The sequence below is a fragment of the Micrococcus sp. EYE_212 genome, assembly GCF_023147585.1.
Classification (GTDB): Bacteria; Actinomycetota; Actinomycetes; order Actinomycetales; family Micrococcaceae; genus Micrococcus.
Genome location: NZ_JAHXOZ010000023.1, coordinates 1 through 20,159 on the forward strand (window position 1 = coordinate 1; position 20,159 = coordinate 20,159).

The 20,159-nt window shown below is 69.2% G+C and carries 21 protein-coding genes, 1 tRNA gene and 1 pseudogene; 12 read left to right on the forward strand and 11 right to left on the reverse strand.

The window, feature by feature from the left end; translation table 11 throughout:
* Positions 1–158 precede the first annotated feature (158 nt).
* Genes KZX60_RS11325 through KZX60_RS11345 form a run of 5 tightly spaced genes read right to left on the reverse strand, consistent with a single transcriptional unit; the run spans position 159 to position 4,875 of the window.
* Entirely contained in the window at positions 159–1,463 is a 1,305-nt protein-coding gene (locus KZX60_RS11325) for an SAVED domain-containing protein (protein ID WP_248118456.1), read from the reverse strand.
* Positions 1,460–1,990 (reverse strand): Mov34/MPN/PAD-1 family protein, encoded by a 531-nt coding sequence (locus KZX60_RS11330; protein ID WP_248118458.1) that lies wholly within the window; start codon positions 1,988–1,990, stop codon positions 1,460–1,462. The genes KZX60_RS11325 and KZX60_RS11330 overlap by 4 nt, the downstream gene beginning before the upstream one ends.
* Positions 1,991–2,013: 23 nt before the next feature.
* Complete coding sequence (locus KZX60_RS11335) at positions 2,014–3,312, reverse strand: ThiF family adenylyltransferase (protein ID WP_248118460.1); 1,299 nt, start codon at positions 3,310–3,312, stop codon at positions 2,014–2,016.
* Positions 3,299–3,913, reverse strand: a complete 615-nt coding sequence (locus KZX60_RS11340; protein WP_248118462.1) for a hypothetical protein — start codon at positions 3,911–3,913, stop codon at positions 3,299–3,301. Before KZX60_RS11340 ends, KZX60_RS11335 begins: the two co-directional genes overlap by 14 nt.
* The gene (locus KZX60_RS11345; RefSeq protein WP_248118464.1) at positions 3,910–4,875 is read right to left on the reverse strand and encodes a nucleotidyltransferase domain-containing protein; all 966 of its coding nucleotides are present in this window, start codon (positions 4,873–4,875) and stop codon (positions 3,910–3,912) included. The genes KZX60_RS11340 and KZX60_RS11345 overlap by 4 nt, the downstream gene beginning before the upstream one ends.
* 408 nt (positions 4,876–5,283) lie before the next feature.
* Between KZX60_RS11345 and KZX60_RS11350 the strand changes: the two genes are divergently transcribed.
* The 3 genes from KZX60_RS11350 (at position 5,284) to KZX60_RS11360 (ending at position 6,703) form a co-directional block, all read left to right on the forward strand.
* On the forward strand, positions 5,284–5,547 hold the full coding sequence (locus tag KZX60_RS11350; RefSeq protein ID WP_248118465.1) for a transcriptional regulator: 264 nt from the start codon (positions 5,284–5,286) through the stop codon (positions 5,545–5,547).
* Between the two features lie 3 nt (positions 5,548–5,550).
* Positions 5,551–6,123 (forward strand): ImmA/IrrE family metallo-endopeptidase, encoded by a 573-nt coding sequence (locus KZX60_RS11355; RefSeq protein ID WP_248118467.1) that lies wholly within the window; start codon positions 5,551–5,553, stop codon positions 6,121–6,123.
* A gap of 190 nt (positions 6,124–6,313) precedes the next feature.
* Positions 6,314–6,703, forward strand: a complete 390-nt coding sequence (locus KZX60_RS11360; RefSeq protein WP_248118469.1) for a hypothetical protein — start codon at positions 6,314–6,316, stop codon at positions 6,701–6,703.
* 11 nt (positions 6,704–6,714) lie between these two features.
* Here the strand turns inward: KZX60_RS11360 and KZX60_RS11365 are convergent, their stop codons facing one another.
* On the reverse strand, positions 6,715–7,077 hold the full coding sequence (locus KZX60_RS11365; RefSeq protein WP_248118471.1) for a helix-turn-helix domain-containing protein: 363 nt from the start codon (positions 7,075–7,077) through the stop codon (positions 6,715–6,717).
* Positions 7,078–7,405: 328 nt separating this feature from the next.
* Here KZX60_RS11365 and KZX60_RS11370 point away from each other — a divergent pair.
* A tRNA-Ala gene (locus KZX60_RS11370) sits at positions 7,406–7,481 on the forward strand.
* 40 nt (positions 7,482–7,521) lie between these two features.
* Here the strand turns inward: KZX60_RS11370 and KZX60_RS11375 are convergent.
* Positions 7,522–8,259: a TetR/AcrR family transcriptional regulator gene (locus tag KZX60_RS11375; protein ID WP_248118473.1), complete on the reverse strand. Its 738-nt coding sequence runs from the start codon at positions 8,257–8,259 to the stop codon at positions 7,522–7,524.
* On the opposite strand from KZX60_RS11375, the gene KZX60_RS11380 reads away from it, so the two are divergent.
* From KZX60_RS11380 to KZX60_RS11395, 4 genes are all read left to right on the forward strand, one after another.
* Complete coding sequence (locus KZX60_RS11380; protein WP_348983752.1) at positions 8,219–9,745, forward strand: NAD(P)/FAD-dependent oxidoreductase; 1,527 nt, start codon at positions 8,219–8,221, stop codon at positions 9,743–9,745. The genes KZX60_RS11375 and KZX60_RS11380 overlap by 41 nt on opposite strands.
* Complete coding sequence (locus tag KZX60_RS11385) at positions 9,742–11,445, forward strand: APC family permease (protein ID WP_248118477.1); 1,704 nt, start codon at positions 9,742–9,744, stop codon at positions 11,443–11,445. The genes KZX60_RS11380 and KZX60_RS11385 overlap by 4 nt, the downstream gene beginning before the upstream one ends.
* Positions 11,442–12,827 (forward strand): NAD-dependent succinate-semialdehyde dehydrogenase, encoded by a 1,386-nt coding sequence (locus KZX60_RS11390; protein ID WP_248118480.1) that lies wholly within the window; start codon positions 11,442–11,444, stop codon positions 12,825–12,827. The genes KZX60_RS11385 and KZX60_RS11390 overlap by 4 nt, the downstream gene beginning before the upstream one ends.
* 200 nt (positions 12,828–13,027) lie before the next feature.
* Complete coding sequence (locus KZX60_RS11395; protein WP_248118482.1) at positions 13,028–13,339, forward strand: hypothetical protein; 312 nt, start codon at positions 13,028–13,030, stop codon at positions 13,337–13,339.
* Between the two features lie 81 nt (positions 13,340–13,420).
* On the opposite strand, the gene gabT is transcribed toward KZX60_RS11395, so the two are convergent.
* On the reverse strand, positions 13,421–14,755 hold the full coding sequence (gene gabT / locus KZX60_RS11400; RefSeq protein ID WP_248118484.1) for a 4-aminobutyrate--2-oxoglutarate transaminase: 1,335 nt from the start codon (positions 14,753–14,755) through the stop codon (positions 13,421–13,423).
* 144 nt (positions 14,756–14,899) lie between these two features.
* Between gabT and KZX60_RS11405 the strand changes: the two genes are divergently transcribed.
* The 4 genes from KZX60_RS11405 to KZX60_RS11420 all read left to right on the forward strand — a co-directional run bounded on the left by KZX60_RS11405 (position 14,900) and on the right by KZX60_RS11420 (position 18,458).
* Positions 14,900–15,817, forward strand: coding sequence for a LysR family transcriptional regulator (locus KZX60_RS11405; RefSeq protein ID WP_248118486.1), 918 nt, complete (start codon positions 14,900–14,902; stop codon positions 15,815–15,817).
* Between the two features lie 92 nt (positions 15,818–15,909).
* On the forward strand, positions 15,910–16,302 hold the full coding sequence (locus KZX60_RS11410) for a hypothetical protein (RefSeq protein WP_248118488.1): 393 nt from the start codon (positions 15,910–15,912) through the stop codon (positions 16,300–16,302).
* Positions 16,303–16,464: 162 nt separating this feature from the next.
* Entirely contained in the window at positions 16,465–17,400 is a 936-nt protein-coding gene (locus KZX60_RS11415) for a class F sortase (RefSeq protein ID WP_248118490.1), read from the forward strand.
* A 104-nt stretch (positions 17,401–17,504) separates the two neighbouring features.
* On the forward strand, positions 17,505–18,458 hold the full coding sequence (locus tag KZX60_RS11420; protein ID WP_248118492.1) for a DUF305 domain-containing protein: 954 nt from the start codon (positions 17,505–17,507) through the stop codon (positions 18,456–18,458).
* A gap of 104 nt (positions 18,459–18,562) precedes the next feature.
* On the opposite strand, the gene KZX60_RS11425 is transcribed toward KZX60_RS11420, so the two are convergent.
* From KZX60_RS11425 to KZX60_RS11435, 3 genes and pseudogenes are all read right to left on the reverse strand, one after another.
* Entirely contained in the window at positions 18,563–18,868 is a 306-nt protein-coding gene (locus KZX60_RS11425) for a GNAT family N-acetyltransferase (RefSeq protein ID WP_248118494.1), read from the reverse strand.
* 252 nt (positions 18,869–19,120) lie between these two features.
* On the reverse strand, positions 19,121–19,822 hold the full coding sequence (locus KZX60_RS11430) for a type 1 glutamine amidotransferase domain-containing protein (RefSeq protein ID WP_248118496.1): 702 nt from the start codon (positions 19,820–19,822) through the stop codon (positions 19,121–19,123).
* 190 nt (positions 19,823–20,012) lie between these two features.
* Positions 20,013–20,159, reverse strand: a pseudogene (locus KZX60_RS11435) (IS110 family transposase); the annotation flags it as partial.

Genomic DNA, 20,159 nt, shown 5'->3' on the forward strand with positions numbered 1-20,159 from the left:
CGGTTCTGGGCGACGCGGACGACGTCGTCGCGGAACTCTTGGGGGTAGGGGGCGGGCATGGTGCACATCCTTCCCTGCGGTGTGGTAACACCACAGATCGTATGTCACCTACACGCGCATCAGTCCCTTACGGGCGACCGCAAGGTCGGCTGGCGCAGTCAAGACGCGTCCGGGAGGAGCACGTCTTCGATGACACCCGAGCTTGCAGATGTACGTACACGCAGGGTGGGCACGTAGCTTGCGCGGTAGTCATCACCGTCGATGGGGTCAGAGTCGTCCCATTCGTGGACTACTACACGCAAGGTGTTGGTCAATCGCCCGATGAGAAGCGCAAGTGGGAACGGGCACCGCAGCAGGAGATGCACCTCGGCGTTGGAGTTGTCGTTCGACAGGGCACGGATGTGCGCGGCGACATCGGCGGCGATCAGGCCTGCATGAGCGGGGTCGAGGAGTGTGCCGCTCGCACTTATGAGATGACGCCAGGCCGCGAGGAACGGCCCATGATCTTCGATATAGCGGGTGAAGGCGGTGTCGCTGCGTTGGGGCAGGAGATCGACATACACGGCTACGGAGGGGCGACCGGTCGTGATCGCAGATGGATCGCCGCCTTGATCTTCGATTTGCACTTCCGGTTGCGTGATGAACCGCGCTTCGCCATCGCTCGCCCAGGTGGCGCCCTGTTGGTCGATCACGTCCATGTGCCCGATTCGAGACGAAGGCAAGGCCGCCCCGACCGCGAAGGCCACCGAGAGATGCGCCCCTCCAGCAACACGTAGGCGACGTGCCCCGGAACGGGTCACGGCATCGGGGAGGAGACCGATGGTGTCCTTGAGATCTCGGAGCCCGTCGGCGCTCGGAAGCCGTTCGTGATCGGAGGGCCTGAGTCGGATGTCCAGTTCGTCACCGGTTCGGTCATAGACCTGTGGCGTGTTCCTGGTCTGGAGGCTCAGGTGGAACGTCTGGTCGGTTGCCTCGATTCGTTTGCGAAGAGACGCGATCCGGTGCCAGACCAAACCGCGGATCAATGCCAGCAGACCGTCGCGCTCGGCGGATTGCTGGTCTACACCGCTCAAGGTGCCGGGACGAATCTCTAGGAGCCGGTCAGGAGCGTCGTAGTCTGTTCCGCCGTCGTCTGTCTTCACCGAGTTGATGATGCCGAGTGCAAATACTTCGTGGTCGCGGTGTAGCTCAAGGAGTCGGGGTGCTTCCAGCGTCTTCACGACTCTGCTGTTCACCACGTCCGGTGTCGTCACGAGAACGCCGCCGGAGATGCCGGCCGCTATCGCTTGCTTGAGTCGGGCCTCGGTGTCGCCTGGCGGCAGATCGTCTCGGTCCCGCCAGACAGGGATGCCGGCGGCCCGGAGGAGCCAGGCGAGTTCCGTAGCAACACCAGTACCGTCTTTCTGGCGGTACGAGATGAAGACGGGGTCTGCTGGGTCAGGGGCGGCGGAATCGGATGTCATGGCGTCTCCTTGTGTTCTTCGGTTACGAAGGCGGTGTGCCTCACCGCGTCACTGGCGTGCGGGCTGTTTACAGCAGGCGCCGTAGGAAGCCTCTCGGGTACCACTGGCAAGATGCGGTCCCGTTCTACGAGCCAAGTTGCAACGACCACTCGTGCCGACGAATCGAATCCAGCGATGATCGCGACGAACCTGTCGAACCCCAGTTCGGGGTCGTACAGATGGCGCATGTAGGAGTGGAGATCGACCTCGCTCGGGGAGAGTCCTCCAGTCGGGTGGGTGTGCCATTCGCCTATCCACTGGCTACGGTCCTCCGACCAGGCGTAGTCCGCGAGACGCCGGGCATGGTCGAGGTCTCGCATGAAGGTGCGTTCGCCGCGGGTGGCGTTGGGTCCAGGTCCGCCGGCGTGTCGGATGTCGATCCCATCAGTCGCGTCGTTCCCGAGCAGGATGCCGCCAGTTTCGAGTCCATCGGCGGACCGCAACGCCTCGCGCGCGATCGTGCTGAGTGCGACATCAGTGATCGTCACCGGAGGCGCCTCTCTTCGACCTGTCATCCTGGCGAGCAGGTCGGGCACGATGCACGAGGTCTGGGGATGGACGACCACTGAACATCGCCGGCTTGGCTGAGGTCGAATGGGGCTGCGAGGTCACCTGCTGGTCGGAGACTGATGATGGCGTGTTCGCCGGGAACCTGCTGGGTGTGGTCACCGTGAAGCGATTCCAGCAGTGTCGCGATCGCTACTTTTGCGGCGAACGTGCCGATGTATCGGAGATCAGGTGGCACAGCCGTCATTGGCTGGTGGATGCGCCCGGTGCCGTAATCCAACTCTTGATCCGCCTCAGCGTCCATCGTTCCCTGGTCTGCAAGCTGCTGCCGTAGACAGAGGAGACAGCCGAACCGGGGTGTTGGTCGCAGCCTGATGACTTCTCCGATCGAGCCATTGTCGAGCACGCACGCCAAGATCGCCGGCTTCCGTGCGCGCCTGGAGAGGTGGCTGACGACACGCCTGGGAGCAATACCGTCTGCGGCGCAGAGCACGAGATCGACTCGGTCGACGATGGGCCGGATGTAGTGGGCCTCGGCAACCACGTCGCGTCGGTGGGCAAGCACTGTCTGTTGTGGCCAGTGCTGGGCGAGGTGATCTTTCATGGCCGCCACTTTGAACCGCCCGACGCTTTCGGCTCCGAGAGTGTGGCGGAGCATGTTGTGCCAGAGGAATCGGTCCGGGTCGACAAGTTCCACATGTCCGAGTCCGTATCCTGCGAGCGCCTCTGCTGCGGCGCTGCCGATGCTGCCGCAGCCCACGACCATGACGCTGTTGGCAGCGAGCTGCTCGATCGGCCACTTGCCAGCCAACTGTGCCAGGCCAAGAACTTCTGGCTCCATCTCGATAGCGAGCGGTTCCACACCGCTGCGCCGGACAGCCCATCCCGCAAACTCCGAGGCGCCGGCCTCCACCAGATCCGGTGGAAGATCGGGGTCGTGAGTGACGACCACGCCAAGGTGGTTGCCGGGGTCGGCAACGCCCGGCACCAGCTCCTTGAATTCTTTGAACCCTATGGAGATGTCGGGGCGTCTGGACAAGAAGAGATGGTGAAGATGAGCGTCGTTCGGTGCCACCCTGATCCACTGAGCGGCATGGTGGGGGTCGCCTGAACGAAGCGCGGCGTACTCGCGTGGGACTTCGGCTGGAAGACGGATGTCTTTGCCGGTTTCCACGGTCTGGACGACGTACATGTCGTCCGCGGGAACGCGGCGGAGCACCAGCGATCCGCCCGACAGGTCGGAGCCTGCGATCTTGGTGACCGCGTCTCTGGGCATCACGATGTAGGGGTTACGAGGAGACATCTGTGTCTCCCGCCTCGCTCGGGTCCGGTGTTGGAGCTCCTCGCTGAATCGCTCGGTCAATCAGGTGGTCGTGCGAGGGGTCAGAGACGATGCCATTGACCGACATCTCATTGATGACTCCAGCCTTCATGAGGGCGTACTCGATCCGCCATCCCGATGCCTTCGCCAGAAGCTCGGTGAGGCTGGCCTCGGGCTGCCAGCCGCCATCGCTCTGGAGCAGACAGAGCGATCCTCCTGGGGCTACGTGCCATGCGGACTGTGTCTGTTCCCAGATCGACGGCTCCGGATCAAGGGAGTAGATGGTCGGCGGCACCATCGGGTGGGCTGCGGAGTAGATGACGAGCACTCGCAGTTCCTGGTCCCCAAGCAGCTCGTCGAGAGCTTCGGGCTGCGGCCGCTCGAACGGCCAGCGGGGGAGGACGCCGATCCATCCGCCGTGCGGCAAGCCGTCGTCTGCTGGACTCTGGTATTCGAGCAACGGCGCGAATGCCCGGACTTCATCTTGGTCGCGCGCCAGTCGCACAGGTTCACGTTCAGTCCAGAGCACGGGGTTGAGCGCCGCGGTGCCCGCGCCACGATCCGGCCCTGTTGCGCGCGTCATCCCTGCGGAGTGTCCTTCACCGGTCGAGGCGCCGCCGGTACGACCGCAGGCGCCGGGTTGCCAGTGGAGGCGGGAGGCTTCGGGAAGCCGTCCCCAAACACCTCACCCCAGTGCTTGATCGCAGCGGCAGTGTCGTTGTTCGCCTGTGCCTGGAAGGCCTTGATCGCGTTATCTCGTGCAGATCGAAGGGAATCGGCGAACTCGCCGTAGTCGATGTCAGGCTGAATCGGTCCACAGAGCCCAGCAGGATCGGCGACTTCGTTCCCGCCCTCGATGTGGTAGCAGGCGCTGACGAAGAACTGCTTGATCGCAGCGGGTTGGTTGACGTCCGTCGGCAGGAAGTCGAGCGCGAGGACCTCCATGACGAGAGACTTGATCTTGGTGTCTTGCTCGGCGGCCCACCACTTGAGCATCCGAACAGTGCCGGCGAACTTGTTCCACTGTGCGTGCCTATCCGCGACCTCGGCGATCAGGGACTCGGGGTCGCAAGCGACCCAGTCTTCCGAGAGTGCTTCAGGAATGAGGAGTCGCCCGTCGCGGCGAAGTGCTGGCATGGCATCAACCGTGAAAGCGTCAGGATCGTCGGGGTCATCTAGGAAGCACTTGACGGCATGGTTGCGCCACCGGGCCAGTCGGACGGCGTGGTCGTAGGTGCCGTTCGTCGCCCCGAGCAGCGCGTTGACACGCTCGCGCGTGTGATCGAGAGCGTCCGCGGCGGAACCTCCCGGTGCTCCCCACTCAGGATGCTCGTCCTGATCGAAGACGACGATCACATCGACGTCATGGATCGGGTCCTTGTGCGTCCCTCGCGCGAGCGATCCGGACGCGATGACTTCCTCCACATCGTCCTCGGTGTCGAAGGCACTCTTGAAGAGATCGCGCCGGGCGCGCGCTTCGCGGACGTGTGTGATGTCAGCGTTCACGACGTCCTGAAAGGTCTTGAAGGCGTCCGTCACGCTCATAGTCGTTCTCCTGGTTGGTTCGTCTATTCGATCACTGTAGTTACTGCCACCGACATTGCTGCGTCGAGCAGGGTGCGGCTCGTTGCTACTTCTTCTTGCCGCGCTTGCCGGTGGTCTCGTTGGTCGTGGTCTTCGGGTGACGCTTCACCGTGGACTGCTTCACGAACCGACCCGTGACCGCGCTGCGCCCTCGCTTGCCTGCCATGCTCCTCACCTCCCCAGCGTTCTAGACTCGATGCTGCGTTTCAATTCTAACACACTCCGTGTCGGAGACGACGGACTGTCGCAGATGTGACACACTGAGGTATGGCCAAAACGACGATCAACACGGCCGCGCTCTACTCCGCCCTAGACGCCGCGCGTCAAGAGCGCCAACTCTCATGGCGAGCGCTAGCTGGCGAGATCGGCGTGAGCCCCTCCTTGCTCTCCCGGCTCGGCAACGGCCTCAAACCAGACACGGACGGCTTCGCCACGATCATCGCCTGGCTCCGACTCCCGGCCGAGGACTTCTTCGAGCACGAGGGAGAACATGACGACGACGACCGCGAACCCGACCTCATGGCCCAGCTCGCACCGCTCCTGCGCGCCCGGAAGGACCTCAGCGAGACCGACGTCAAGTACCTGCAACAAGTCATCGGCGCGACCATCGAACGTGCACGGGCCCAGGGATGACTCGTGCGTCGAGGATTCAAGACCGAGGCGAAGAGTCTCGCGCTGGAGCTACGGGCCGAGATCGGCCTCGACGCCCATGCGCCGTTCGACCCCTACGCTTTCGCGTCTGAGTACGGCATCTCCGTCGTCCAACTCAGCGACCTCGATGGTGCCGCGCGTGACCACTTCCTGCGAGCGGACGGAAGCGCACTGTCCGGGGCGTTGATCCCGAACGGGAGTGGCGTGGTCATCCTGGAGAACGACGCTCAGCCCCTGACCCGTCGTCGGACCACCATGTGCCACGAACTCGCCCACGTCGTCCTGGAGCACCAGTTCGGCGTCTCTCTTTCCAACGAGAGGAAGTGTGGGCTCGGCGGCGACCAGGAAGCCGAAGCGGACTGGCTCTCGGGGGAGATGCTGATCCCCAACGACGGAGCCTTCCGGCTCGCCCGAGCGAACGCCACCGACGAGGAGGCCGCAGACGCATACGACGTCAGCCTTGCAGTCGCCCGCTGGAGGATGAACCACAGCGGAGCCCGCAAGGTCATGGAACGTGCTCGCGCCAAGTGGTCCAAGGCGCCCAGATCCTACCGATAGTTGCGACCTAACAGCGGGCGATCGGCCTGGGCCCCACGCAAGTTCGCCGGTCCTTCCCGCCGTCCGGCCCGAGGCGTAGACTTGGCCCTGAGGCGGATTTCTCCTCTGTAATGCGCCGCTCGCGGCAGACCCTCGGTAACTCTTCAACGCACCGCCTCGTCGGATGAACTGTGCGATGGAGAGGAAGACCATGATCCGTCTGATCTGGACTGTCAGCGTCCACACTCGCTGCTTCCTGCGGCGCTACATGCCCACCAACATCCTGCTGGATGCGATCCGCGCCCGCCGTGGCTTGAAGTGGGGCATCCCCGCGACGCTTCTCGCAGTCCCGTACATCCTGATCGCGAACGTCTGTGTCCAACTCATCGAGGACGGCGCCCCCGGATGGCTCCACCTCGCAGTGTTGTGGGCGATCTGGAACATGCTCAAGATGCTCTGGATCGGGCCGGTCAGCGCTGTGCTTCTAATCCGCGCCCGTGTCCGCGAGTCCGTCACCGCCCGTCGTGAACGCGCCAGCTCGCCCGCCGAAGCAGACGACGCCGAAGAGCGGGCCGTGGTGGACGCGATAGGTATCCGGTGAGGTGTGAGAACTCAGGCACCGACCCGGCGACGACCGCCAGGACGGATCGTCCCGCCGCACGCGAGCACCGACGAGCGCACGGCCTCGTTGCTGACTGCGAGTCGTGCGGAGACCTGAGCGAGCGTCATCCCGCCCGCATAGAGCTGAGCGGCGTCCTGTCGGATCGCGTCCGGCAACTCCGGGCGACGCGCTGCCAAGCCCGCCTGCCGAGCTATCTCCCGCACAGTGCCGCGGTGCACGTTGAATCGCGTCGCAAGCTCCCGCACGGGCACACCATCGGCGTAACCGGCGAGCAACTCGGCTCGATTCGAGACGCTCAAACGGGTTTGAGACTGCCGCGAATTCTCACGCACGGGACCGCGCTCATCGGTCATGCGAGCACCCCGAGTGCGCGGCCGATGAGCCCGAGAACCCTGTAGAACATGGGAAATCAGCGATCCGAGTTGCTTGCGGGGGTTTGAGAAGCTGCTACGGAGGTCCACCGAAGAGCGACGGCCCGGTCCCTCAGGACCGGGCCTTCGTCGTCGTTGGGGCCCGGGGCAGACCGCCCGTTCGGCTCTCGCGGCCTGGAAGGCCCGGACCGGCACGACTGCCCGCTCGCCGGCGCTGCCCCGTGGGCGTCGATTTGCAGCCGGAGTTCCAGGGCCGCTATGCTGTCCTGGTGCTTCCGGCGGTTCACCGCTGTGGGAACGCACCTGACTTGGGGGTATGGCGCAGTTGGTAGCGCGTCTGCATGGCATGCAGAAGGTCAGGGGTTCGAATCCCCTTACCTCCACCAGGGAAGGCCCCGGTCCACGTGGACCGGGGCCTTCGTCGTCTCAGAGCCCCGCCAGCAGCAGCTCGAGACCGGTCTCGAACGGATCGTCCGCGTAGGGGTTCACCCCGAGCGTCCCGACGGCGGGACCCTCATCGGTCGCGTGGCTCCCGTCGATGCCGATGCCGATGTCGCGCCGGCAGGCGGCGGCCGCCGCCTGGAATGCCGGCAGCTCTCCCGGCGCGGCGGCGACCTCGAAGAGGTGGGCCGGCGCGTGGACGTCGAAGGCGGAGCCGTAGATGAACGACTCCAGGGCGATGATGCGGGGGAGCACCTCGGTCTCGGCCACGCCTGCGGCGCCCAGGGCCGCCGCCACCGCGTCGTACATGCGCTGCGTCTGCTCGGCACCCGCGATGGGGAGGGTCGCGATCATCGGGATGAGCGGGGTGTGGCCGGCGAACACCCGCCGGTACGAGTGCGCCCAGTCGCGCACGGCCTCCCGCACGGGGACCTCGCCGGCCACGGCGGCGCGCAGCCCGTCCACCTCGACCTCGCCCATGACCTCGTCCTGCAGGAGCGCGAGCAGGTCCGCCTTGCCCGTCACATGGTTGTACAGGGCGCTCGGCGCCACGCCGAGGCGACGGGCCACCGCGGCCATCGTGAGCCTCTCGTAGCCGTGTGACCGTGCAACCTCGAGGGCAGCCGTCGCGATGCCCTCGCGCGTGGCGGCCTGGTGCCGGGGGCGGCCTCGACGGCGGCCGGTGCCGGAGGCCGCGGCGGGGGCGTCGGGTTCCTCTCTCACTCGTCCACGCCGGACGTGCGACGTCGTCGTCATCGGCGCCGGTCCCGCCGGCCTCATGGCCGCCCGCACGGCGACGGCGGCCGGCCTGTCCGTCACCGTCCTCGAAGCGCGCGAGCGCGTCGGCGGACGGACGTGGAACGGCCTCGTCGAGGACGAGCAGGGCCGCGACCACTTCATCGAGATCGGCGGTCAGTGGATCTCTCCTGACCAGACCCGACTGATCTCCCTCGTGGAGGAGCTGGGCCTGCCCACGTTCCAGCGGTACCGCGAGGGCAAGTCCGTGTACCTCTCCCCGGACGGCGAGCGTCACGTGCATGACGGCGACATGCCCGTCTCCGCGCGGACCCAGGCCGAGATGGACCGACTCATCGCCGAGCTGGACACGCTCGCGGCGGAGATCGGCGCCACGGAGCCGTGGGCCCATCCGCGGGCCGCTGAGCTGGACGCCATCCCGTTCCGCATGTGGCTGGCCTCGCTGAGCGATGACCAGGAGGCGATCGACAACGTCTCGATCTACGTCGCCTCGGGCATGCTCACCAAGCCCTCCAGCACGTTCTCGCTGCTGCAGGCCGTGCTCATGGCCGCCTCCGCCGGCTCCTTCTCGAACCTCGTGGACGAGGACTTCATCCTGGACCGGCGTGTCGAAGGCGGAATGCAGTCCGTGTCCCGCGCGATGGCCGCGGCACTCGGGGACGACGTCGTCCTCGGCCAGCCCGTGCGCACCCTCCACTGGGCCGAGCCCGACGAGGCCACCGCGGACGCCAAGAACGCGGTGGCCGCGGACGTGCGCAACGGCGTCGAGCACGACGGCGGCCCCGGCCGCGTCCTGGCCGTCACCGACGAGCTCGAGGTCGAGGCCCGCTACGCCGTCCTGGCCGTGCCGCCGAACCTGTACTCGCGCATCTCCTATGTCCCGCCGCTGCCGCGTCGGCAGATGGTGGCCCACCAGCACCTCTCCATGGGCCTCGTGATCAAGGTGCACGCCGCGTACGAGACGCCGTTCTGGCGCGAGGAGGGGCTCTCCGGCACGTGCTTCGGCGGTGGCCGCCTCGTCCAGGAGCTCTACGACAACACCAACCGCGGCGTCAACGACGCCGGTGGCGAGGCGGGCATCGAGGAGTCCTTCGGCACGATGGTGGGCTTCGTCTCCGACGTGCACGCCGAGCGCATGTGGGAGCTGCCCGAGGCCGAGCGCCGCGAGGAGATCCTGGCCGCGATGGCCGAGTACCTCGGCCCGAAGGCCAAGGAGCCGGTGGCGTTCTTCCTCTCCGACATGGCGGCGGAGGAGTGGACCCGCGGCGCGTACGCCACGAGCTATGACCTCGGCGGCCTCTCCCGCTGGGGCCACCTGCAGAACCAGCCGGTCGGGCCGATCCACTTCGCGTGCTCGGACATCGCGGCGGAGGGCTACCAGCACGTCGACGGCGCCGTCCGCATGGGCGAGGCTGCCGCGCAGGCCATCGTGCACCGGAAGGGTCAGGCATGAGCTCCTCCGCCCGCGGCCCCCGCGACGACGCCGACGGCAGCCACGCGGCGGACGGACCGGGCCACCACCACGAGCTCGCCTACCCCAGCACGAAGGAGGTGCAGCAGGTCTCCCTGCTGAACCCCGGCGCACCCGCCCAGACGGGCGTGGCCGAGAAGGGCCTGGCGGCCGGCATGGTCGGCCTGATCGGTGCCGTCGTGATCGGCATCAGTGTCGTTGCGCCCGCCTACACGCTCACCTCGGGTCTGGGCCCGACCATCGGCACCGTCGGCACGTTCGTGCCGGCGATCCTGCTGCTCGGCTTCCTGCCGATGCTTCTGGTGGCCATCGGCTATCGGGAGCTCAACAACAAGGTCCCCGACTCCGGCACGTCCTTCACATGGGCCACCCAGGCCTTCGGCCCCTACGTCGGCTGGATGGGCGGCTGGGGGCTCGTGGCCGCGTCCGTGATCGTGCTGTCCAACCTCGCCGCCGTGGGCGTGGACTTCACGTTCCTGCTCCTGGCCGAGGTCACGGGCCGGCCCGAGATCGCGGACCTCACCACGAACCTGTGGATCAACATCCCGCTCACCCTGGTCTACCTGGCGGCCGCCGCCTGGATCTCCTACCGCGGCATGGACGCCACTAAGAACCTGCAGTACGTGCTCGTGATGTTCCAGCTCGTGGCCCTCGGCGGCTTCGCGATCGCCGCCATCGTGCAGGCCTCGAGCGGCACCGGCTTCGACGTGACCCCGTTCCAGTGGGAGTGGTTCAACCCCTTCGCCGTGGGCGACTTCTCCGTGGTGGCGGCCGGCGTCTCCCTCTCGATCTTCCTGTTCTGGGGCTGGGACGTCACCCTCACCATGAACGAGGAGACCAAGGACCCGGAGAAGACACCGGGGCGCGCCGGGTCCCTCACGGTGGTCACCATCATCGCGATCTACGTGCTCGTGGCGCTCGGCGTGATCATGTGGGCCGGCGTCGGCACGGGAGAGCTGGGCGCGGGAAACCCGGACAACCAGGAGTCGCTCTTCGCGCTGCTGGGCGGACCGATCATGGGGCCGTTCGCGATCCTCATGTTCATGGCCGTCCTGGTGTCATCCCTGGCCTCCCTGCAGTCCACGATGGTGGCCCCGGCCCGCACCTTGCTGGCCATGGGCTTCTACCACGCGGTCCCGCCGGCGCTGGCCCGCGTGAGCGCCAGGCACCGCAGCCCCTCCGTGGCCACTTGGGTCTGCGCCGCGTGCGCCGCCGTGTTCTACGCCGTCACGCGCCTCATCTCGGAGAACGCCCTGTGGGACACCATCACCGCCCCGGGCCTGATGATCTGCTTCTACTACGGCATCACCGCCCTGGCCTGCGTCTGGTACTTCCGCCGCGAGTGGTTCACCTCCGTGGGCAACGCCCTCACCACCTTCCTGTTCCCGCTGATCGGCGGCTTCGTGCTGCTGGTGATGTTCTGCGTGACCGCGCTGGACTCCACCGACCCCGACGACGGCTCCGGCTCCTCCGTGTTCGGTGTCGGCACCGTGTTCATCCTGGGCATGGGCGTACTGGCGATCGGCGTGGTACTGATGATGTGGACGCGGTTGCGCCACCCGGCCTACTTCCGTGGCGAAACCCTGCCGCAGACGGACTCGACCCGACCCATCCCGATCATCCGTCCGGACGACGACGGCACTGCCGTGGTCCGGGACCCCAACGAGAGGACCCACTCATGAGCACCCCCACCGGCTATCGCGTGCAGGACCCCAGCACCGACCAGGTCGTGGAGACCTTCCCGGCCCTCGCCGACGGTGAGGTCGACCAGGTGCTGGCCGCCGCCGAGACCGCCCAGCGTGCGTGGGCCGCCCGCCCCATCGAGGAGCGCGCCACCATCGTGCAGAAGGTCGCGGACCTCTTCGAGGAGCGCAAGGACGAGCTCGCGCAGATCATCGCCACCGAGATGGGCAAGCGCGTGACCGAGGGCGTCGAGGAGGCGGAGTTCAGCTCGGCCATCTTCGGCTACTTCGCGGACAAGGGCCCCACCCTCGCCGCGGACCGCCCCATCGAGACCTTCGAGGGCGGCCGCGCCATGATCCGCCACCTGCCCCTGGGTGTGCTGCTGGGCGTCATGCCGTGGAACTTCCCGTACTACCAGATCGCCCGTTTCGCCGCGCCGAACCTCATGCTCGGCAACGCGATCGTGCTCAAGCACGCCGAGATCTGCCCGCGCTCGGCCCTGGCCGTGCAGCAGATCATGGACGACGCCGGCGTGCCGGCCGGCGTGTACACCAACGTGTTCGCCACGCAAGACCAGATCGCCGAGTTCATCGCCGACCCGCGCGTGGCCGGCGTCTCCCTGACCGGCTCCGAGCGGGCCGGCTCCGTGATCGGCGCGCTCGCGGGCCAGCACCTCAAGAAGGCCGTCCTCGAGCTCGGCGGCTCGGACCCGTACATCGTGCTCGACGCCGAGGATCCGGCCGAGGCCGCCCGCACCGCGTGGGCGACCCGCATGTACAACATGGGCCAGGCCTGCAACTCCAACAAGCGCATGATCGTCTCGGTGGACATCCACGACGCCTTCGTGGCCGAGCTGGTGTCCCTGGCCGAGGCCATGAAGCCCGGGGAGGCCGCCGACGAGGACCCGACGGTCTTCACCCCGCTGTCCTCGCGCGGTGCCGCCGAGGGCCTGGCCGAGCAGGTGGAGCGGGCCCGTCAGCAGGGCGCGACCGTCCACGTCGGCGGGACCGTCACGGACGAGGCGGGCGCCCGCTTCGCCCCGGCCGTGATCACGGGCGTCACCTCCGAGATGGACGCCTACCGCGAGGAGCTCTTCGGCCCCGTCGCCGTCGTCTACAAGGTGGAGTCCGCGGACGAGGCTCTCGCCCTCGCCAACGACTCCCAGTACGGCCTGGGCGGCGCCGTGTTCTCCCAGGACGAGGCCCAGGCCGAGAGGATCGCCCGGCAGCTCGAGGTCGGCATGGCCAACGTCAACACGCCGGCGGGCGAGGGGGCGGAGATCCCGTTCGGCGGCGTCAAGCGCTCCGGCTTCGGCCGCGAGCTCGGCCCGCTCGGCATGGACGAGTTCGTCAACAAGCAGATGTACTTCGTCCAGGACTGACACCCCACGACGACGACGGGCCCGCCTCCGGTGACCGGAGGCGGGCCCGTCCGCGTCCCGCCGGCGTGGCGGGAGCGATGGGTCAGCGACGCGCCTGGCGCACAGCGGGTTCTAGGCTGGCGCGCCCTTGTCCCTTCCACCGGGACGTGGCCATCATGGACCGGTTCCCCCCCTGAATCCCAGCAGAATCGAGATGTCTGATGTACCCCACCCCGATGACCTTCGACGTGGCGCGTGCCGGCCGCGCTCTCGCCCAGGTAAGTGTCCGCACCCTGGCCACCACGGCCGGCCTCGAGAAGGAGCAGCTGCGCCGCTTCGAGAAGGGGCTGGCCGACCTGCGGGTGGACGAGCGTCTGCGTCTGGAGAAGGCCCTGCGGAAGTACGGCGTCGGGCTGGTCCCGGAGGACGAGTTCGGCGGCACGGGGGTCCGCCGGATCTTCACCTCCGAGAAGTCCCGGCGCCTCGAGGCGATGGAGAACGAAGGCGGCCCCGCGTACGAGGACGACATCTGAGTCCTCCGCCGACAGGCGGACGGCCCCGCATCCCGGGCAGGGATGCGGGGCCGTCGTCGTCGGTCCGCCGGTGGCGGGGGCTCAGGCGGACCGCAGCGCCTTCGTGACCTCGCTCAGGCCCTCCTTGAGGAGGTCCTCACCGATGGTCAGCGGCGGCAGGAAGCGGACCACGTTGCCGTAGGTGCCGCACGTGAGCAGGATGACGCCGGCCTGGCGCACGGCGGCCGCCACGGCGTTGGTGAGCTTCGCGTCGGGCTCGCCGGTGGCGGGGTCCACGAACTCGACGGCCATCATGGCGCCGCGGCCGCGGATCTCCCCGATGCGGGGGTCCGGGTTCTGCTCGAAGTGCTCGCGGATGATCGTCTCGATCTTCTGCGCCTCCGTGAGCAGTCCGTCCTCCTCGATGGCCTCGATGACGGCGAGTGCGGCGGCCGTGGCCACCGGGTTGCCGCCGTAGGTGCCGCCCAGGCCGCCCGGGTGCACGGTGTCCATGATCTCGGCGCGCCCGGTCACGGCGGAGAGCGGCATGCCGCCGGCGATGCCCTTGGCGGTGGTCATCAGGTCCGGCTCGATGCCCTCGAACTCGGAGGCGAACCACTGGCCGGTGCGCGCGTAGCCGGACTGCACCTCATCGGCGATGAACAGCACGCCGTTGTCCTTGCACCACTGCACCACGGCCTTCAGGAAGCCCTCGGCCGGGACGATGAAGCCACCCTCGCCCTGGATGGGCTCCATGATGACGGCGGCCAGGTTGTCCGCGCCGATCTGCTTCTCGAGGGCGCTGATGGCGTGCTTCGCCGCCGTGGCGCCGTCCATCCCGTCCCGGAACGGGTACGACCCCGGCACGCGGTAGACCTCGGGGGCGAACGGGCCGAAGTGCTGCTTGTACGGCATGTTCTTGGCGGTCAGCGCCATCGTGAGGGTGGTGCGGCCGTGGTAGGCGTGGTCGAACGCCGCCACCGCCTGCTTGCCGGTGAAGGAGCGGGCCACCTTGACGGCGTTCTCCACGGCCTCGGCGCCGGAGTTGAACAGGGCCGTGCGGGTCTCCCCGGAGATCGGCGCGATGCGCCCGAGGGCCTCTGCCACGGCGATGTAGCCCTCGTAGGGCGTGATCATGAACGAGGTGTGCGTGAACTGAGCCACCTGCTCCTGCACGGCCTTCACGACGCGCGGGTGGGCAGCGCCCACGGAGGTCACGGCGATGCCCGAGGCGAGGTCGATGAAGCGGTTGCCGTCCACGTCCTCGACGATGCCGCCGGCGGCACGGGCGGCGTACACGGGCATGGTGGTCGCGACGCCGGCGGGCACGGAGGCCGCCTGGCGCTCCGCGAGCGCCTGGGACCTGGGGCCGGGCACGGGGGTGGCCAGGAGACGGGACTGCTCGACGCCCTCGGCTGAGAGGGGGGACTGGGTCATGGGTGGCACCTCGCCTGTGAGGCTCCGCGCGAGGGGAGCTGGGGATGGGGGCGCGCCCCGTGCGGGGGCGCGTGGCTCCATGATCCGGCGCACCCAGGCATGTCGTCCAATGAGCAGCGGGGATGAACTCTATGCTCATCTGTCATGGACGCCCGCCTCCTCGCCACCTTCGTCGCCGTCGCTGAGTCCGGCACGGTGACCGCCGCCGCCGAGCGGAGGGGCCTGGTGCAGTCCGCCGTGAGCCGTCAGCTGCAGCGTCTCCAGCGCGAGGTGCGCCTGGACGTCGTGGCCCGTGCCGGCACGGGGATCGTTCTCACTCCCGCGGGAGAGGCGTTCCTCCCCGTCGCCCGGCGCGTCCTCGCCGAGCACGCGGCTGCCGAGCAGGCCGCGCGGACCATCGCCGCCGGGCGCCTCATGGACGTGCGCATCGCCGCGCCCGGCACCACGCTGATCGACGTCGTCATCCCGTTCGTGGCCACCCTCGGGGCGGGTCAGCCGCGGGCGAAGGTGGCCGAGACGCCTCTCGACGTGTCCCTGGAGGAGGCGGTGATGAACCACGACCTCGTCGTGATGCCCTCGAGCCCGCGGCCCACGATCGCCTCGACGGCCCTGGTCGACCTGCCCCTGTGGGCGTACGTGGCGCCCGGCCACCCGTGGGCCGCGCGGCGGTCCGTCGCCCTCGAGGAGCTGGCCGCGGAGCCGCTGGTGGCGCCCTCGCGCAGCTTCATGTCCCGGCGGGTGCTCGACGGCGCCCTCGACGTCGCAGGCCTCACGGCACCGGACCTGACCGAGGCGAACTCGGGCCGCGTCGCGCAGGCACTCGTGGCCACGGGCAGCGGGGTGGCGGTGGTGACCGACGACCCGGCGTTCGACCTCGTGCCCCTGCGGGTGGTGGCCCAGGGACGCGACCTCCTCGTTCGACTGCACGCCGCGTGGCAGCGGGACCACTACTCGGCCGAGACCCTCGAAGACCTGGCCGGCCGACTGCGCTCGTTCGCGCGCTCGCGGTATCCGGACCGGCCCGCCCCTGGCCCGCATCTCGCACCGTCGAGCATCAGGTGAGCGTGTGTCCCACCTCGCGGAACGGGGCCCAGACGCGTCCGATGCACCGCAGCCTCCATGTCGTGCACATCACCATCCTCCGGAGGGGACCCATGAAGGTCACCGACACCGGCGTCCTCACGGTGGAGACCCTCGCGGAGGCCCTGGGCGACGAGCTGACCGCCGGGTTCGAGCTCTCCGTCGACGGCGACGGCCAGCTGGCCTTCGGGGGTGCGTTCGACGACGAGGGCAACTTCACCGACATCGAGGCGGAGGAGCTCATCCCCTTCGAGGCGTGGGCGACCGTGGGCACCTGGTCCGTGACCACCGACCAGAACGCCACGGTGGAGGAGCCGCTGACCGTCGATGACGCGGGTGTGCCGGTCGCGATCGACGCGACGCTCATCAAGAGGCCGGAGCACGGCACCGTCGTGATCCGCGCGTCCAGCGACGGCTACACCCGGACGAGGACTTCCTGGGACGCGACACCTTCACCGTGCAGATGACCTCCGGCGACGTCACCCGCACGGTCGAGTTCACGGTGGACGTGCTGGACCTCCCCGGTGAGTCCACGCCGACCCCGATCGAGCCTGCCGGCGGGACGCGGCGTCGGTGGCCCGGGCCTGACATGATCGATGCCGACACCACCACGCATGAGGGAGCGGTCGATGAGCACGAACGTCAAGCGGGGCCTCTGGGCCGTCCTGCTGCTGGCCTGCATCGCGGCCGTCTGGTTCGCGGTGCGCGGGGGCCTGGCCCTCGGCGACACCCCGATCAGCGCTCCGCCGAGTGCCGCATCCACCTCGGCCTCGTCGAGCGACACCGCCTCGGCCGGCCCGACGCCGACCGAACGATCGTCGTCCGCCTCTGCCACGGCATCGTCGGCCTCCGTCACGACGTCGTCGAGCGCCCCGGCCTCCACCGCGTCCACGGGCTCCGCGGTGGCCTCGGCCCCCACGACCGCCTCGGCCCCCACGACCGCCCCGGCGTCCAGCGCCCCGGCCCCCACGACCGCCCCGGCCACACCGACCCCGAATGAGGCCCCGTCCTCCTCCACGGCCTCCGCGTCGGGGCTGCTGACCGGTCCCGCCGCCCCCTGGGAGGACATCGCCGCCGCCCCCGTGCACGTGGCGGTGTACCGCGGGCCGGATCGCAGCGCCGAGCAGATCGTGGGCGCCTCGATCGAGCTCACCCAGATGCGGGACGACGGCGAGATCAACCCCACTCCGCAGACCGTCGGCTGGTACGGGCCCCCGCAGTGGTCCACGACGCCGGGCGAGCGGTCGGGCTACCCCGGCGTGCTCGCCGGCCACATCATCCACTCCGGCTCCAAGGACGTCTTCTACCGGCTCCAGGAGGCGCGCGCGGGAGACGCCGTCGTGATCTCCTACGACGACGGCACCCAGGCGGCCTTTCGCATCCAGGACGACGCGCTCTCCGCGGACAAGACGGCCTTCACCCAGGACGAGGAATGGGCGTGGGCGTGGAAGCTGGACGTGCCCGGGAACGCGGTCACGCTGATCACATGCGAGCTGGTGGAGGGGTCCGGGATGACCGGATACTCGCTGAACAACTGGGTGGTGCAGGCGGACCGGGTCGCGTGAGAGCCGGGATCTGCGGGGGTACCCTGTGAGGGCCGGAGCGGGCTCCACCGCGCCGGAACGCCCGTGACTCCTGCGGGCGCCGCCCGCCGAGAGGACCGCCAGCCATGCACCGTGCCCCCCACGCCTCCGCCCCCGCACGACGGCGGCGCTGGACCGCGGCGGTCGCCGGCGCCGGCCTGGCCGTGGCGCTGGCCGGCTGCACGGCGAGCGAGGAGGTGCCCGCCGCGTCCGGCTCGGCCAACACCTACCTCGACGGCGTGCTCTCCACGCCCACCCACACGAGCCTGAACCCCCTGCAGGGGGACATCGACTTCGCCACCATGACGGTGCGCAACCATCGCCAGGCGGTGCGGCTGTCCGAGGCCTACCTCGCCAAGGAGGACGTGGACCAGGAGGTGCGTGACATCGCCGAGGGAGTGCGGGACCAGCACGCCGCGCGCATCGATGAGCTGAGCCGCCTGCTCGAGGGCTGGGGCGCGGCCGTGCCCGAGGAGGAGCCGGAGCCGTCCGCCGAGGAGTCCTCGACCCTGTCCCCGGGAGAGGAGGAGGCCCAGCTGTCCGCTCAGGACACCGCGGACATGCGGGCCGGCCTGCTGACCGCCTCGGACAGGGCTGCTCTGGAGAGCGTCGGGGGAGAGGACGCGGACCGCACCTATCTCCTTCAGCTGCACCGCCTGCTCCAGGGGGCCGTGACGGTCGCGGGCAACGAGCTGCAGTCCGGCACGGATGACGCGGGCAAGAAGGCGGCCCAGGGCATCCTGGACCAGAACCGGACGGCCATGCAGCGCCTGGTGGAGCTCCTCGCCCAGAAGGGCGCCATCGGCGCGGACGGCACGCCCACCGCGCGCCCGTCGGGATTCACCGGTCCCATCAAGATCGAGGGGGGCGGCGCCGACGGAGAGAACGTGGACCGCACGCCCTCGCTGCTGCAGTCCATCCAGGCGGAGCAGTCCGCCTACGCCCGGACCAAGCCGTCGCCATCCCCCACGCCCAGCCCCGCGGACACCGCCCGGCCCACGCCCGGCCCGTCGCCGTCCCCGTCGGCCACGGACGGCTGACCGCGCGCCCCGCCCCAGTGGCGGGGCACCTTTCCTTCCCGGTCGACGACCACATCGCCGCCGCCGGGCGTGCGCGGTGTGCGCGCCGCCGTGAAGGGTGCGGGTCAGCGCGGCGCGAGCAGGTGGGACTGCTCGGGGTGCTCATCGAACCACTGCGCCACGTACCAGCACAGCGGCACGACGCGTCGGCCGCCCGCGGCGCCCCCGCGCTCGGCGATGTCGGCCACAGCGCCTGCGGTGAGCGTGGCCGCGTGGCCCTGGCTGCGGAAGGTGGGGACCGTGAACGCACGGGTGAGGGCGACGTCCGTCCCGTTGTCGCGGTAGTCGAGGACCGCCAGGAGCGTGGTGCCGTCGTGCAGCTCGTAGCGGGAGGCGTCGTCGTCGCGGGTGATGGTGGGGGAGATGGTCATGGTCCGTGCAACACGCCGCTCCACGAGGCGTATTCCATGCCGGGATTCATGGGTGAGTGGCAGGGCATGCAGCCCCAGTCCTGGCGATCCGTACGCTCGCGGGGTCGATGATGACCGCCAGGCCGAGACCGTCGACCGGGTGCCCACGCCACGCCGGTGAAGGTGCAGACCGGCGACGCCGCCGTGGGGTGGCTGGCCGGTGCCGGCGCACCCTCACACCACGACGGCGGCCGGGGTGAGCCGGGCGGGCCGTCAGCGGGTCAGGTCCGCGAGGATCCGCTCGGCGAGGGGCTCCGAGGACTGGGGGTTCTGCCCCGTGTAGAGGTTGCGGTCCACCACCACGTGGGGGCGGTAGGGGATGGTCGTCGTGGAGACGTCGGCGCCGCGGCGCTCCAGCTCGTCCTGGAGCAGCCACGGGGCCTTGTCCGCGAGGCCGGCGATCTTCTCCTCGGCGTTGGAGAAGCCGGTCATGGCGTAGCCGTGGAACGGCCAGTCCGCCCCCTCACCGGGGGCGGCGAGCATGGCGGCGGGGGAGTGGCACAGCAACGCGGTCGTGCGGCCGGCGGCCATGCGGGCCCGGAGCAGCTCCCCGGACACCGGGTCCTTCGCGAGGTCTTCGAGGGGGCCGTGGCCGCCCGGGTAGAAGACGACGTCGTACGCCGCCTCGTCCACGTCCGCGAGCGCCTGCGGGTGCTCCAGGAGGGGCGCGAGGCGCTCGAGGTCCTTCTTCAGCTGCGCGGTCTTCCAGGGCAGTCCGCCCATCACGCCGAGGCTGGTCCTGTCCACGGTGGGGGTGACGCCTCCGGGGGTGGCCAGGGTGATGTCCCACCCGGCCTCCGCGAAGACGTCGTGGGGAGCCACGAACTCCTCGGCCCAGAAGCCCGTGTCGTGGCGGGTGCCGTCCTTCAGGGTCCAGTGGTCGGAGGCGGAGAGGACGAAGAGCACGGAGGGCATGGCTGTTCCTTTCGGGTCGTGAGGTCAGTGCGTCCACGGTAGGTGCTCCGCGGGGCGGGGAGGCAGGTCCTGACCGCGCTGCCGGGGTCTGAGGTTCCGGCAGGCCGCGTCCCCGTCGAGCCCGATCCGAGGCCGCACCGGCCCGCTCAGGCACCAGCCCCCTTCGCGGGGGGTGCCTCTATGGTTTTCGTCAAGCCGCGAGAGCGACTGATGATGGTGCTGGCGGGGCGGTCGGATCTTGATACAGGGTGCCATCGCGGAGCATCGCGTAAAGCACGTCGGTGCGGCGCCGGGCCAGCGCAATCAGCGCCTGGTTGTGGCGTTTGCCCTGGGCTCG